Annotated in this window: 11 protein-coding genes; 8 read left to right on the top strand and 3 right to left on the bottom strand. The window is 46.1% G+C overall.

Annotated features, from left to right (window positions below; translation table 11 throughout):
* Positions 1 to 8 precede the first annotated feature (8 nt).
* On the bottom strand, positions 9 to 1,331 hold the full coding sequence (locus ABMY42_RS10120) for a hemolysin family protein (protein WP_188015332.1): 1,323 nt from the start codon (positions 1,329 to 1,331) through the stop codon (positions 9 to 11).
* A 197-nt stretch (positions 1,332 to 1,528) separates the two neighbouring features.
* Here ABMY42_RS10120 and ABMY42_RS10115 point away from each other — a divergent pair, with 197 nt between their 5' ends.
* The 8 genes from ABMY42_RS10115 to ABMY42_RS10080 all read left to right on the top strand — a co-directional run bounded on the left by ABMY42_RS10115 (position 1,529) and on the right by ABMY42_RS10080 (position 13,404).
* Positions 1,529 to 2,764 carry a DEAD/DEAH box helicase gene (locus tag ABMY42_RS10115; protein WP_188015331.1) on the top strand — a complete coding sequence of 412 codons (1,236 nt, stop codon included), beginning with the start codon at positions 1,529 to 1,531 and terminating at the stop codon, positions 2,762 to 2,764.
* 338 nt (positions 2,765 to 3,102) lie between these two features.
* Positions 3,103 to 3,765, top strand: a complete 663-nt coding sequence (locus tag ABMY42_RS10110) for a TrkA family potassium uptake protein (protein ID WP_188015330.1) — start codon at positions 3,103 to 3,105, stop codon at positions 3,763 to 3,765.
* Positions 3,762 to 5,129, top strand: coding sequence for a TrkH family potassium uptake protein (locus ABMY42_RS10105; protein ID WP_029788629.1), 1,368 nt, complete (start codon positions 3,762 to 3,764; stop codon positions 5,127 to 5,129). Before ABMY42_RS10110 ends, ABMY42_RS10105 begins: the two co-directional genes overlap by 4 nt.
* A 231-nt stretch (positions 5,130 to 5,360) precedes the next feature.
* On the top strand, positions 5,361 to 8,354 hold the full coding sequence (locus ABMY42_RS10100) for a M6 family metalloprotease domain-containing protein (RefSeq protein ID WP_188015329.1): 2,994 nt from the start codon (positions 5,361 to 5,363) through the stop codon (positions 8,352 to 8,354).
* Between the two features lie 213 nt (positions 8,355 to 8,567).
* Entirely contained in the window at positions 8,568 to 10,037 is a 1,470-nt protein-coding gene (locus ABMY42_RS10095; RefSeq protein ID WP_038898577.1) for a protein adenylyltransferase SelO, read from the top strand.
* Positions 10,038 to 10,251: 214 nt separating this feature from the next.
* Positions 10,252 to 11,247 carry a TRAP transporter substrate-binding protein gene (locus ABMY42_RS10090; RefSeq protein WP_009699389.1) on the top strand — a complete coding sequence of 332 codons (996 nt, stop codon included), beginning with the start codon at positions 10,252 to 10,254 and terminating at the stop codon, positions 11,245 to 11,247.
* Positions 11,248 to 11,367: 120 nt separating this feature from the next.
* Positions 11,368 to 12,039, top strand: a complete 672-nt coding sequence (locus ABMY42_RS10085; RefSeq protein ID WP_349266267.1) for a TRAP transporter small permease — start codon at positions 11,368 to 11,370, stop codon at positions 12,037 to 12,039.
* Between the two features lie 3 nt (positions 12,040 to 12,042).
* Positions 12,043 to 13,404: a TRAP transporter large permease gene (locus tag ABMY42_RS10080; protein ID WP_069218872.1), complete on the top strand. Its 1,362-nt coding sequence runs from the start codon at positions 12,043 to 12,045 to the stop codon at positions 13,402 to 13,404.
* A 57-nt stretch (positions 13,405 to 13,461) separates the two neighbouring features.
* On the opposite strand, the gene ABMY42_RS10075 is transcribed toward ABMY42_RS10080, so the two are convergent.
* The gene (locus ABMY42_RS10075; protein ID WP_026000132.1) at positions 13,462 to 13,644 is read right to left on the bottom strand and encodes a hypothetical protein; all 183 of its coding nucleotides are present in this window, start codon (positions 13,642 to 13,644) and stop codon (positions 13,462 to 13,464) included.
* A gap of 78 nt (positions 13,645 to 13,722) precedes the next feature.
* Positions 13,723 to 15,060: a sigma-54 dependent transcriptional regulator gene (locus tag ABMY42_RS10070; protein WP_005446569.1), complete on the bottom strand. Its 1,338-nt coding sequence runs from the start codon at positions 15,058 to 15,060 to the stop codon at positions 13,723 to 13,725.
* Positions 15,061 to 15,064: the final 4 nt, after the last annotated feature.

Genomic DNA, 15,064 nt, shown 5'->3' with positions numbered 1-15,064 from the left:
ATTCCGCTTTAATCGCTTTTCATTTCGCTGAGCGACTCGGTGACTTTGACTTGGACAATGCGATTATTCTTCACGTGTAGTATCTCAAATTGCCATTGTTGATATTCGACGGTTTCTCCTTGAGTCGGCACGCGCCCAATTAACCACGTCAAAAAACCATTCAATGTTTGGAATCCTTCTATTTCTTCGCCTTCAATATGGTTCAACGTTAGTTTGTACTTCAACTCGTTAAGTGGGATCAGCGCATCCATGATCCAACTGCCATCTTTCTGTTTCTTTGCCCAGAGTTGCTGTGGTGCCATGCCCAATTCACCAGCGATGGATTTAAGCAGATCGTAGTGAGTTACTAGTCCTTGCACATCGCCATATTCGTCGACGATAAACACCATCTCGGTACTGGTTTGTTGCATGTAATTGAGCAGTGGTAGACCTTTCATTGATTCGGGTACGAAGCGCGACCGTTTCAACAGCTTGGCTAAGCGAGAAATGGATAGCTCATCGTATTCATCTAATAACGCCTTAGAGGAAACGGTGCCGATAATGTTATCTAACCCTCCTTTGCAGACGGGCCAAACAGAATGCTGAGTTTGACGTAGATTCCTCAAAATCGCATCGAGAGGTAAATCTAAATCGAGATAATGGATATCGCATCTCGGTGTCATGAGTGAAAGTGCTAGTCGGTCATTAAGGTGGAGCAAGTTACGGATCATCAATTGTTCTTGAGGCTCAATAGCACCACATTCGGAACCTTCGCTAACGACAGCAAAGATATCCTCTTCTGTGACGATTTCGCCTGCGTTGTTTTGGCGTAGAAGCTTAAGCAGTGTGTCGGTCGAAACGGTCAGTAGCATGACAAATGGCGTGGTCAGTTTTGCTAGCCAGTGGATTGGGTAGGCAACGATGACAGCGATGCGTTCGGCATTGTTTTGTGCAAAACGCTTTGGCACGAGCTCACCAATCACGATGGCGAAGTAAGTGATCATGACCACCACAATTGCCGTTGCAAGGATATTTGCTATCTCACGCTCTAAACCTTGTGCGACGAGCCAATGCCCGAATGGAACTGAGAGGGTTGCTTCACCAAAAATACCGCTGAGGATGCCAATGACGGTGATGCCGATTTGTATAGTAGAGAGAAATTGAGTGGGGTTATTCTTAAGCTCTAAAGCAAGACGAGCGGAAGAGCTGTGTTCGGCTGACTTTTTCAGTCGACCGCTTTTGGCAGTCACTAATGCAATCTCAGACATGGCGAACACACCATTGAGCGCGATTAATCCAACCAGTAATAAAATGTCCATGAAGTTTTCCAGTGATGCACACCCTAGCAGCATAACGAGGTTCAAATACAAGAAACGTGAAGTGGCGAATAAATCATCACGCTGTAACAATTGAATGACTGATTAAAAGGATAGAATTTCTTTGTCGCCACGAGTAGATTTCAGTAAGCCTCTGCTGGAGACAGATAGATTCTGTTACTTAGTTCGGATTCTGATACACTACGCGCCCATTTCTTCGTTGAGACGTTTGTATGCCATTTTCTAAGCTTGGTTTAAGTGCTTCTATCACAGATGCTGTGAAGGCGCTGGGTTACGAAAAACCGACTTCTATCCAACAAAAAGCCATTCCTATTGTTCTGCGTGGTAGTAACCTAATTGCCGCAGCACAAACGGGTACAGGTAAAACTGCCAGCTTTGTATTACCAATCTTAGAAAAACTGAGCCACGGCGAAACGCAACGTAAAAAGCGTGCACGTGCGATCATCCTAACGCCAACGCGCGAATTGGCTCTTCAGGTTCATCAGAGCATTGAAGCGTATGGCAAAAATCTACCATTGCGTTCTATGGCGATGTTCGGTGGTGTGGATTACGCACCGCAAAAACAAGCGTTGATTGAAGGCGTAGACATTGTCGTAAGTACTCCAGGTCGTTTGATTGATCTTTACGGTCAGCGTGCTATTCACTTTGATGAAGTGGAAATGCTGGTCCTAGATGAAGCTGACAAAATGTTGGATATGGGCTTTATTGATTCGATTGATAAGATCATCGATTGCATGCCAGAAGATATTCAAAGCTTGCTGTTCTCCGCGACCTTATCTAACCCAGTTCGTGATTTGGCAAAGAATGCAATTGTTGATCCTGAAGAAATCACCATTGCAAAGCACAGCGCGTCTAAGTCAAACATTAAGCAATGGATCACCACCGTTGATAAAGACATGAAATCTTCACTACTGAGCCACATGTTGAATGAGAACGACTGGTCGCAAGTGTTGGTGTTCATCGAGACAAAACATGGCGCAGCGAAACTGGTTACTCAATTAGAGAAGCGTGGCATTGTGGCTGAAGCTTTCCACAGTGGTCGTAACCAACGTGTTCGCCAAGAACTGATTGAGAAGTTCAAAGCCGGTGAAATCCAATACTTAGTGGCAACGGGTGTGGCGGCACGTGGTATCGATATTGATAACTTGCCTGTCGTGATTAACTACGATCTACCTTACCCAGCAGATGAATATGTACACCGCATTGGTCGTACTGGTCGTGCTGGTGCAGAGGGCGAGGCGATTTCACTGGTATCGAAAGACGATTTCAAAAACCTGTGCATGATCGAAAGCCGCCTTGGTCATTTGCTAGAGCGTGTAGAAATTGAAGGTTTTGCACCGAGAAAAGCTGTGCCAATTTCGATTCTGAACTATGTTCCGAAGAACAAGCGTAAACCGCAAGATCAGCGTCCACGTCGCGAAAATGGTGATAAACGTAACGCTAAATAACGTTTGATAGCTCTTTTCTACATGATAAGCCGCACCTCGATGCGGCTTATTTTTTACTTTTTTCTTTTCTCTCTGGCTTTTTGTTCAACGTGGTCTCAGTTTTCTTTCTTTATTTGATAGCGAAAACCATGCACAGATGAAGTGTGAAGCATGTAGTTATTCTTTTGATTTAATTGCTAATAATTAGGAAAACTCGTTCAATGTGTCTTACGCTTTGGTTAGATCTTGCGCGAAGGTTTGAGTTAGGGTTTTGTCAATTTTTTGTCGTCATGTTTGCAGATGGTGAGGAATAGGCGCAGACTTTCGCGCCTGCTATTCAACGCATAAATGAGGCACGAATGAAAACTGGTGATAAGCAATTTGCTGTAATTGGTCTAGGTCGTTTCGGCTTGGCCGTTTGTAAAGAACTGCAGGATTCAGGTTCACAAGTTTTGGCGGTAGACATTAACGAAGACCGAGTGAAAGAAGCGGCGGGATTTGTTAGCCAAGCCATCGTAGCGAACTGTACTCATGAAGAGACAGTCGCAGAACTCAAGCTTGATGATTATGACATGGTCATGATTGCTATTGGTGCAGACGTCAATGCCAGCATCCTCGCAACACTTATCGCAAAAGAAGCGGGTGTGAAATCGGTTTGGGTAAAAGCGAATGATCGCTTCCAAGCGCGTGTACTACAAAAAATTGGTGCAGACCACGTCATCATGCCAGAGCGTGATATGGGTATTCGTGTGGCGCGTAAGATGCTGGACAAACGTGTGTTGGAGTTTCATCCACTAGGCAGTGGCTTAGCCATGACAGAGTTTGTGATTGGCTCTCGTTGGATGGGCAAAACACTTGGCGATTTAGCCTTATGTAAGGTGGAAGGTGTACAAGTGCTTGGCTTTAAACGCGGTCCAGAAATCACCAAAGCACCGGCTCTCAATTCAACGCTGGAGATCGGCGATCTCATCATTGTTGTGGGACCCCAAGACAAACTTGCGAGCAAGTTGAAATCACTATGAAGCAATTTCATCAGAGAGGCGTGTTTTACGCCCCAGATGGCAAACGAGATAAAGCGAAAGGTGGCGAACCGCGCATTATATTGCTGAGCTTTCTCGGTGTGTTATTGCCTTCTGCTGTTTTGCTGACCCTGCCGATTTTTTCTGTAACCGGGCTTTCTATCACTGACGCTTTGTTCACCGCGACTTCGGCTATCAGTGTAACGGGGCTTGGTGTCGTAGATACCGGGCAGCACTTTACCTTGGCGGGTAAAGTGCTATTGATGTTCTTAATGCAAATTGGTGGGCTAGGGCAGATGACGCTGTCTGCGGTGCTGCTGTATATGTTTGGTGTTCGTTTGAGTTTGCGTCAACAAGCACTTGCGAAAGATGCATTAGGGCAAGATCGCCAAGTCAACTTACGTAAATTGGTCAAGAAAATCGTTGTCTTTGCTCTGATTGCTGAGACCATTGGATTTATCTTCCTATCTTTCCGCTGGGTGCCAGAAATGGGCTGGCAAACAGGCATGTTTTATGCGCTGTTTCATTCTATTTCAGCATTCAATAACGCAGGATTTGCGTTGTTCTCCGATAGTATGATGAGCTTTGTTAACGACCCGGTGGTGATTTTCACCCTAGCGGGTTTGTTTATCTTCGGTGGCTTGGGCTTCACCGTGATCGGTGATTTATGGCTGCATTGGCGTAAAGGCTTTCACTTTTTGCATCTGCACACCAAAATCATGTTGATCGCGACACCTGCATTGCTTGGTGTCGGTACTATTTTGTTTTGGCTACTGGAAAGACATAACCCAAATACCATGGCGTCTTTGCCTGTTGCGGGGCAATGGTTAGCGGCTTTCTTCCAATCGGCAAGTGCACGTACCGCTGGGTTTAACAGCGTAGATTTGGCTCAGTTTACCCAACCTGCTTTGTTAGTGATGATCGTACTGATGTTGATTGGTGCGGGCTCAACCTCTACAGGTGGTGGTATTAAAGTGTCGACTTTTGCAGTGGCATTTATGGCAACATGGGCGTTCTTGCGCCAGAAAAAGCATGTTGTGATCTTTAAACGCACGGTGAATTGGCAAACCGTAACCAAGTCATTAGCGATTATCGTGGTAAGTGGCGCTATCCTCACCACTGCGATGTTTTTGTTGATGATTACTGAGAAAGCCGCGTTTGATAAGGTAATGTTTGAAACCATTTCTGCCTTTGCGACGGTAGGTTTGACGGCTGGATTGACAGCAGAACTGTCGGAACCAGGTAAGTACATCATGATCGTTGTGATGATCATCGGTCGTATTGGTCCATTGACACTAGCCTACATGCTGGCGCGACCAGAACCGACATTAATTAAATACCCAGAAGATAACGTTTTAACAGGTTAATTGCATTTTAATCTTTTAATATTAATAGCTTACGCGAGAGTTTTGATTATTCTGCTCTCGCGTTTTTTATAAAATTAGTGAGCGAATGCAAATAATTTCGATCTACTCCTGTCACAGCATTTCATTCCTTCTCGATTTCTGTACTATTTCATAGCTCCACTATATATAACTTGTTGTAATCATTTGCATATGAGATGCATGGCTTACACATCGAACTCATGGAGCCGTAGTTTGAAGTTAAAGACTCTCGCACTCACCATGTTGACCGCGCTGATTTCTGGTCACAGCATGGCAACCACACCCCCATCTCCTATTTGGCAACCCGTAACTCTCAGTGATGGGACGGTCAGTGAAATTCTGGTTCGCGGTACCGCTAGTTTCTACTGGCATGAAGATAAGCAAGGAAATGCGTTAATCAAAGACGGCGATACTTGGTTTTTTGCTGAGATCAAGCGAGAAGCGGATCAGCCGCTACTTGTCTCGACTGGAGTAGAAAAAACACAATCTGCAATCGCTCCACAAGTATCGAAAAACCGCCCTGATGTACTATTAAAACCTTCTCTTTCTTCTTTGAGAACACTAGAACCCCAAGCTCGTGCAAACTTGATGCGCCAAGCTCAGCAAGGATACCGAGCAATGAGTTCATCGAGTGTGGTTCAACAGCCTTTGCTGGTGGTTGAGGTGTCGTTTAATAACCAGACTATGGTTAACGATTTTCAACAGTTGGTGTTTGGCGAAAATCGTCAAAGCGTGGTGGATTATTATGACAAGAACTCACATGGGAAGTATCGCGTCGTACCAGCGAAGGAAAGCTATGGCACTGCGGATGATGGCGTTATTAGTGTCACGGTGAACCAAAACCATCCTAACTGTAGCACCAAAACCAGCGGTGATGCTTGTAATACCAAGCTTAAGGCGGTTTTTTCTGAGGCGTACCAAAAGCTAGACCAATACATCAACTTAGCTCAATACGACACCGACAGCAGCGGTCGTGTCGAACCAACAGAGCTCTCGGTTATGTTTGTTTTTGCTGGTGGGGACTTGGCGGCAAACCAGCTAGATCGTCCTTCTATATGGCCGCACAAATACTCACATGATGCGGTGTCAATCGACGGAACTACCATCAGAGACTACTGTGTGTTTGCTGACTTTCAGCAGACGCATCAATCCACATTGGGGGTGATCGTCCATGAACTTGGTCACCTGATGCTTGGGTTACCGGATTTGTACTCTTACAACAGCGATGCATCTATTGGTCAGTGGGGCGTGATGGGTGGTGGTTCTTGGGCGAAGAAAGAAGGCGACCGTTATGCTGGAGATACACCGGTCAACATGAGCGCTTGGAGTAAGCATGCTGCGGGCTTTGTACTGCCGGACATTGCGCAATCCAGCGATGAATCTGCTTCGGTTGAAAATGGGCAAGTGAAGCTCGTTTATCTTGATCCTTATCTTAAAGAGTTTGGTCCTCGTATCTACCTTGAGAATAGACGGTTTGAAGGGTACGACCGAGCATTGGTATCAGAAGGGGTGTTGGCAACGTCGGTGAACATCTCAAATCGATTCAACGATGTCGGTGATATGCAGGTGCAGATCATGCAAGCTGACGGACGCAAACAATTGGAAGCCGGTTTTCCTAGCGACGATCGAGATCTTTATCCAAATGGTGGCACGAGCATTTCTGACGATTCCAACCCTAGTTTGACCGGCATAGCAGGCTTTAACACGGGTGTTCGTATCTCAAATATCTCAAGTGAATCAAACTCGGCAACGTTTTCATTAACCATGCCAAGTGAGCCAAACAAGTCGGCGTGGCAAAACTCGTTCCATCGAGGATATGTTTACCCAAGCTCTGATGACGCTTTGGCTGTCTCTTTGGATCTTAAAGTGGCTTCAGAATTGGATGGCTTGCAACTTTATGTGACACCTAATGACAATGCTGGGGTGATGAACTACAAGGTATGGCGTTTCCCACATCCTGGATTTGAATCGTTCAGTTTACAGTTCGATCAAAATGAGGCGCAGCTTCTGCAGGCAGGCTCACTTCGTAGCAGCACTCGTATTCTGTTTGAACAACCAAGTCGCATAACGGCAGGTAAGCATTTGCTTGTGGTTGAAATTGAGAACGGGCGTTTTGAATCTAACTATAACTTTAGAAGCACCTTAGCGACGGAACAAGAAGCAGTGCCAACGATTTGGGCAGGAGATCGTGAACGTATTTACTCTTCGGGTTTAATGCGTCAAAACTTCTCTTACATTCCTTTTGGCGCGCTGTTTGATATTGATTCAAGCAATATCGTAGAGGCTAAAACGGACACGGTGACGACGGACAAAAACGTGCCTGTAACGCTTGCGCTTACGTCGAATGACTTTATTGCCCCTGGCTATCAATTCAATGTGGAATACACGCAACAACCTACGCATGGCACATTGAGCGGTACCCAATACACACCTAAAGAAAACTTCGTGGGTAATGACAGTTTCCAATATCGTCTTGTTTCTTCAGATGGTGCGCTGAAATCGCTGCCAGTGGCGGTGCAAGTGCGTGTGAATGGTCAAAATGAAGCGCCAACAGCCAATGCCGAAGTTGATATCGGTAGCATGACAGCGAACGGGCAAGGCAGCTTGTCAGCTTCTTCAAGCTCTGACCCTGATGGTGATGCACTTAACTATAGATGGCAGCAAACGACGGGTACTAAAGCCATTATTTCAGATGCGAATAGTGTGAACGCGAAGTTTACTGTGGCGCAAGGAACGAAGGCGGGCGAGACGCTTACCTTCCAAGTGACGGTCACGGACCCTAGCGGTTTGTCTGCAACCGCGACGGTTAGTGTTGATGTTGAGAACACGCCGCCGGTTACTAATCAAGATAGCGCCAGTGTTGAGTCTGGAAAGAGCATTATGATCAACGTGCTCGCCAATGATTCAGATTTCAATGAAGATCGCTTAGTGTTGCAGAGCGTGAGTAATCCATCCGGCGTGGGAACGGCAAGTGTGGTGGATGGAAAGATCCAATACCAAGCACCTCAAGATCAAGTGACGAATGTTCAACTGGAATACACCGTGTCGGATGGGAATGGTGGCTTGGCGACTGGCTCAGTGAATGTGTCAGTGGTGGCTTCGGTAAGCAGCTTAAGTTTTGACAATTCGGATAGTGGCGGTGGTGCTTTGTCTTACTGGGCACTATTGTTATTGGGGCTGTTTGGCTGGCGTCGTCGCGAGCAATAAGCGTCTCTTGTTCATTCATTAAAGCCACTCAGCCGAGTGGCTTTTTTATCGCTTTAGTCTCGTCCCGTAGCACAGTGACGCGTTGTGAAGTCATCTCATGTTGGTCTGCCGTTGTCGGTATTTCGTAAATACCCATGAATAATTCGTGGCTGAAGAGAAACCTGTTCAGCGCTTATACTCACGTTTAGGAAGTCGTTTTATTAAGGAACTACTATGTCCATCTGGGAAGGTGTTAATTTCACCCATCGCTTCAGTGACCTGCCATCTGCGTTTTTCACTTATGTCACGCCACAGCCTTTAGATAACACACGTTGGGTTGTTTGGAACGGAGAATTAGCGAAGCAATTTGGCTTACCAGAAAGCGCGAATGAAGAGTTGTTGAATGTGTTTGCAGGGCAAAACGAATTTGCATCATTTGCTCCTTTGGCAATGAAGTACGCAGGGCATCAATTTGGCGTGTACAACCCGGATTTAGGTGACGGTCGCGGGTTGTTACTGGCTGAGATGCAACACCAAAATGGCACTTGGTTTGATATTCACCTCAAAGGAGCAGGGCTTACGCCGTACTCACGGATGGGGGATGGTCGGGCAGTATTGCGCTCTACGATCCGCGAATATCTGTGCAGTGAAGCCATGGCCGGGTTAGGCATTCCTACGACCAGAGCGCTTGGCATGATGGACAGCGATACGCCTGTTTACCGTGAGAAGATGGAATATGGCGCGCTACTGATTCGAATTGCTGAAACGCACATTCGCTTCGGTCACTTTGAGCATTTTTTCTACACCAACCAACTTAGTGAGCAAAAGTACCTCGCTGATAAAGTCATCGAGTGGTATTTCCCAGATTGTTTAGAAGTGGAGAAACCATATGCTGCCATGTTCGAGACCATCGTGGAGAAAACCTCAGTGATGATTGCGTACTGGCAAGCCTATGGTTTTGCCCACGGTGTGATGAATACCGACAACATGTCGATACTTGGGCAAACTTTTGATTATGGACCGTTTGGCTTCCTCGACGACTACGATCCTAATTACATCTGCAACCATTCGGACTACCAAGGGCGTTATGCCTTTGAACAGCAACCACGTATCGCTCTTTGGAACCTTTCGGCTTTAGCACATTCTTTGTCACCGCTTGTGCAGCGGGAAGATCTGGAGGCAGCACTAGGAAAGTTTGAAATGCGCCTTAGCCAGAAGTTCAGTGAATTGATGCGCGCCAAGCTCGGTCTTTTGACCAAAATAGAAGAAGACGGACGCTTGTTCGAAGCCATGTTTGAACTGTTGAACCAAAACAAAACGGACTACACGCGATTCTTCCGTGAGTTGTCTAACTTAGACGTTAACTCGTCCCAAGCTGTGATTGATTTGTTTATTGATCGAGAAGCTGCAAGTGCATGGGTAGACTTATATCTTGCCCGCTGTGAGTTGGAAGTGGACGAGCGCGGTGAGTGCGTATCAGCAGAAACTCGCTGTGAAAAGATGCGTCGAGCGAATCCAAAATACATCTTGCGTAACTACCTAGCTCAACTTGCCATTGATAAAGCAGAGGAAGGAGACTTCAGTGAAGTAAGCCGTCTGGCTGAACTGCTCAAGCGTCCTTATGACGAGCAGCCAGAGTTGGATGACTACGCCAAACTGCCTCCAGAGTGGGGGAAAAAGATGGAAATTAGCTGCTCTTCTTAAATGTGTCATTCTCCACCCATCACGCAGATTAGCATGGGTGGATTTAACCCCTTTTTGCTCTGGCTAACTTTTGGATTTAATTTAACTCATTGATTTTAAATTTATAATTGAGTTGGTCTACAACTTGCTCCTTGTTGAACATCTGTACCCATCACCCTCTGCCCGTTTGGTATTCATGGAAAGGATGGGATGTGATTCAACAAGGAGAATAATAATGTTCAAGCCTCTAACCCTTTTGTCTGTATCTGCTCTAGCCATCACCAGCTTTAATGCTGCTGCAAACTGTGACCCTGGTGAAACCGTGATCAAGTTCAGTCACGTAACGAACACAGATAAACACCCTAAAGGCATTGCTGCCTCGTTACTGGAAAAGCGTGTAAATGAAGAGATGAACGGCAAAGTTTGCATGCAGGTCTTCCCTAACTCGACGCTTTACGACGACAACAAGGTGCTTGAAGCTCTGCTTAATGGTGATGTTCAACTCGCTGCCCCTTCTCTTTCTAAGTTTGAGAAATTCACCAAGAAGTACCGCATCTTCGACCTTCCTTTCCTTTTTGAGGATGTGGCGGCTGTCGACCGTTTCCAAAACTCGGAATCCGGTGAAAAGCTAAAAAATGCAATGAAGCGTCGTGGCTTGCAAGGTCTGGCATTTTGGCATAACGGTATGAAGCAAATGTCTGCCAACAAGCCATTGATGTTGCCTAGCGATGCGGAAGGTTTGAAGTTCCGTGTGCAAGCTTCCGACGTATTGGTGGCTCAGTTCGAACAGCTTGGTGCAAACCCTCAAAAAATGTCATTTAAAGAAGTGTATGGCGGTCTTCAAACCAAAGTTATCGATGGTCAGGAAAACACATGGTCGAACATTTACGGTAAGAAGTTCTTCGAAGTACAAGATGGCATTACTGAAACCAACCACGGCATCCTAGATTACTTAGTTGTGACATCGAACGATTTCTGGAAAAAGTTACCAGACGATCAGCGCGAACAGCTTAATACCATTATTCAAGAAGTGACGGCTCAGCGTAATGCCGAGTCAACCAAGGTGAACCTTGCGAATAAGAACAACATCATTGAAGCCGGTGGTGTGGTTCGTACTTTAACGCCTGAGCAGCGTCAAGAGTGGGTGACGGCACTGCAACCTGTGTGGAAGAAATTCGAGAAAGACATTGGTTCAGATCTTATCGATGCCGCTCTTGCTTCCAACCAATAATCAAACAGCCCAAGTTCTTTGGGCTCATAAGTAAAAAGCACTAAGCACTACGATTGGTCCTCGCGTACTCCAATATGGAGGAGGGGGACCCTTTTATCCCAATAATGACGTGATGTAATTATGGAACAGACTTTTTTTTCCAAGGCAGGACGAGTCACCGATGCGATTGAAGAAACGCTGATTGCGTTCTTTCTTGGTGCAATGACGTTGCTGACTTTTGCCAATGTTATTTTCCGCTATGTCTTTAACGACAACATCCTTTGGGCACTTGAGTTGACGGTATTCATGTTCGCATGGATGGTTCTGGTCGGTGCCTCTTACGGTGTGAAGAAGCACTTTCATATCGGTGTTGATGTCATCATTAACATGGTCCCTGAAGGCGAACGTAAGATCCTCGCACTGCTTGCTGCTGTGTGTTGTTTGGCATTTTCCATTCTACTGTTAATCGGCTCTTGGAATTACTGGTATCCGTTTGTCACTGAGCGTGCATGGTATGAAACCGACGATATTCCTATGCCTGAGATGTTTCAGTTTCTAGCGGACTGGCTCAACGAAGGGGAACGCTATGAGAAGCTTCCTCGTTTTATTCCTTACTTTGCTTTACCTCTTGGTATGGCACTTCTGACTTTTCGTTTTGTACAAATTACATGGCAGATCGCGACGGGTAAGTTAGACCGTTTGATTGCAGGTCATGAAGCAGAAGAAGAGTTGGAAGCACTTAAAGAAGAACTGAGCGAAGCCGCTGATGCGATTCCAAACGGCTCTTCGTCATCAGATCGCAAGGAGCAATAAATCATGGATATTCTGTTGTTATTCTTGATGGTCATTGGCTTCATGTTGATTGGTGTGCCAATTGCTGTCTCACTGGGTCTGTCCAGTATTCTTTTCTTATTGATGCACTCAGATGCTTCTCTTGCATCGGTAGCACAAACCTTATTTAACGCGTTTGCTGGCCACTACACCTTGTTAGCGATACCTTTCTTTATTTTGGCCTCTAGCTTTATGTCTACGGGTGGCGTTGCCAAGCGCATTATCCGCTTCGCGATTGCCATTGTAGGTTGGTTCCGCGGTGGGTTAGCGATGGCATCAGTTGTGGCTTGCATGATGTTTGCTGCACTTTCTGGCTCGTCCCCTGCGACGGTGGTTGCGATCGGTAGTATCGTTATCGCTGGTATGATCAAAAACGGTTACTCCAAAGAGTTTGCTGCAGGCGTGATCTGTAATGCGGGTACGCTGGGTATTTTGATTCCTCCTTCGATTGTAATGGTGGTGTACGCCGCTGCAACTGATGTGTCGGTTGGACGTATGTTCCTTGGTGGTGTGATTCCAGGCTTACTTGCGGGAGTGATGTTGATGATCGCCATTTACATTGCCGCACGAATCAAGAACTTGCCCAAACAGCCTTTCGTGGGTTGGAAAGAAACCTTTGATGCCGCCAAAGATGCGAGCTGGGGTCTGTTGTTGGTGGTGATCATTTTGGGTGGTATCTACGGCGGTATCTTTACCCCAACAGAAGCGGCGGCAGTGGCGGCGGTGTATTCCTTCTTCATTGCCAACTTCGTTTACAAAGATATGGGTCCCTTTGCTGATAAGCAAAATAGTAAACCAGCCTTAGTTAAAGTGTTGCAGACTTTCGTTCATAAAGACACCAAACACACCTTGTATGAAGCAGGCAAGCTGACCATCATGTTACTGTTTATCATTGCCAACGCTTTGATTCTTAAGCATGTGCTGACAGAAGAACGCATACCGCAAATGATCACTGAATCTATGCTGTCGGCGGGGCTAGGTCCTATTACTTTCTTGATTGTCGTGAACGTGCTGCTGTTGATTGGTGGTCAGTTTATGGAACCTTCTGGCTTGTTGATCATTGTGGCACCGCTAGTGTTCCCAATAGCGATCGCTCTGGGCATCGATCCGATTCACCTTGGCATCATGATGGTCGTTAACATGGAAATTGGCATGATTACGCCACCTGTTGGACTTAACTTGTTTGTGACAGCTGGGGTCGCCAAAATGTCGATGATGAATGTGGTTAAAGCGGCGCTACCGTGGGTGGCGGTGATGTTCTTATTCCTCATTATCGTGACGTACGTTCCTTGGGTGTCAACTTGGTTGCCAACGACGCTGATGGGACCGGAAATTATTACTAAGTAGCGGCGAGCAAGTGAACGGTAAGAGCCGAAACAGTTAAAACAAAAGAGGTGTGACGATTCACACCTCTTCGTTTATTGACTTGTAGGAAGGTCTACGAGGGTCAGGATTGACTCTGCGCTCGTAACCAAGCCACTTCTTTCTATTTTTGCGCCGATCTTCACCGGATCGCCTTTCTTCCTGATAATGACCGTCGACCATCACGGTATCTGTGATAACGGGTATCCTGATTTTCTCTGTCATATCCATATGAACCATTAATCTCTTGCTAGTAAAAAGTATGATTCAAGTTGGATATAACAACAAACCGCAAACGGCGTTTTATTTATATAGATCTTTATCTATCTGATAGCGTTGCATTTTGTCATACAGAGTTTTTCGAGGCACATTCAATTGTTCCATCGTTTGCTTGATACTCCCGCTGTTCTCCAGTAGAGCACTCTCTATGGCTGCTTTTTCAAACTCTGCCACTTGTTCAGAAAGGCTCGATGGGGAAGTAGGTGTGCACGAAGCGTCGCCTAGCTGTATCAGTTTCCCAAGTAAAACAAATCGTTCTGCCGCGTTACGTAATTCACGCACATTACCCGGCCAATCATGTGCCATTAACTGAGCCAAATCTTGTGAGGAGAGGCTAGGGGAGGTTTTCCCATAGCGTGATGCGGCAACCAGTAAAAAGTGGTGGAATAGTGCGGGAATATCTTCCTTACGCTCGCGCATCGGCGGTAAATCCAGTGTTACCACATTGAGGCGATAATAGAGGTCTTGGCGAAATGTGCCTTGTTCAGAGGCTTGCTTTAAGTCCACCTTTGTTGCTGCAATCACTCGAATATCCAATGGCAATAACTCATTGGAACCAACCCGCTCAATCACTCTTTCTTGCAAAACGCGCAGTAAACGGATTTGTGCTTGAACTGGCATAGATTCGATTTCATCCAAAAATAACGTGCCACCCTGTGCAAATTCAAACTTACCGATGCGACGACTTTCTGCTCCGGTAAACGCCCCTTTTTCGTGACCATAAAGCTCGCTTTCGATGAGGTTCTCAGGTACTGCCCCACAGTTTACCGCGACAAAGTTTTGGTTCCGACGAGAGCTTTGTTCGTGCAGAGAGCGAGCTATCAGCTCTTTACCTGTCCCCGTTTCTCCAAACAGCAATATATCCGCATCGGTGTCAGCAATGTGAGTGATGGTTTCACGTAGCAGTTGGATACTTTCGGTTTCTCCAATAATACGCGGTCCCAAGGTTTGACTGGCTTTCAGGGATTGACGCAGTTTCTCATTTTCATTAGTCAGTTTGCGTTTCTCAATTGCGCGTTTGACGGTTTCTACCAGATGCTCAGGTGCAAATGGTTTTTCAATAAAGTCATAGGCTCCTTGATGAAGAGCTTGAACTGCCATTGAAATGTCGCCGTGTCCTGTGATCATGATGACGGGTAAGTTTGGGTCGCGCTGGGTTAATGTGGTCAGTAAATCCATACCAGAAATGCCCGGCAAACAGATGTCGGTGACGACCACTCCCGAGCCTTCTCCTTGTTGCATCGCGATTAAAGCCGACTCTGCATCCGGAAAAAACTTGGCTTCTATGTCTGCCAGTTCAAAGGTTTGTTCGATCGCCAGTCTGAGATCGGCTTCGTCATCAATAAAAAACACCTGACACATAGTT

Origin of the sequence: Vibrio sp. SSH13-20 (genome assembly GCF_040104475.1) — a bacterium.
Taxonomy (GTDB): domain Bacteria; phylum Pseudomonadota; class Gammaproteobacteria; order Enterobacterales; family Vibrionaceae; genus Vibrio; species Vibrio harveyi.
The sequence above is the reverse complement of the archived record's forward strand: the minus strand, read 5'-3'. Positions and strand labels throughout refer to the sequence as shown.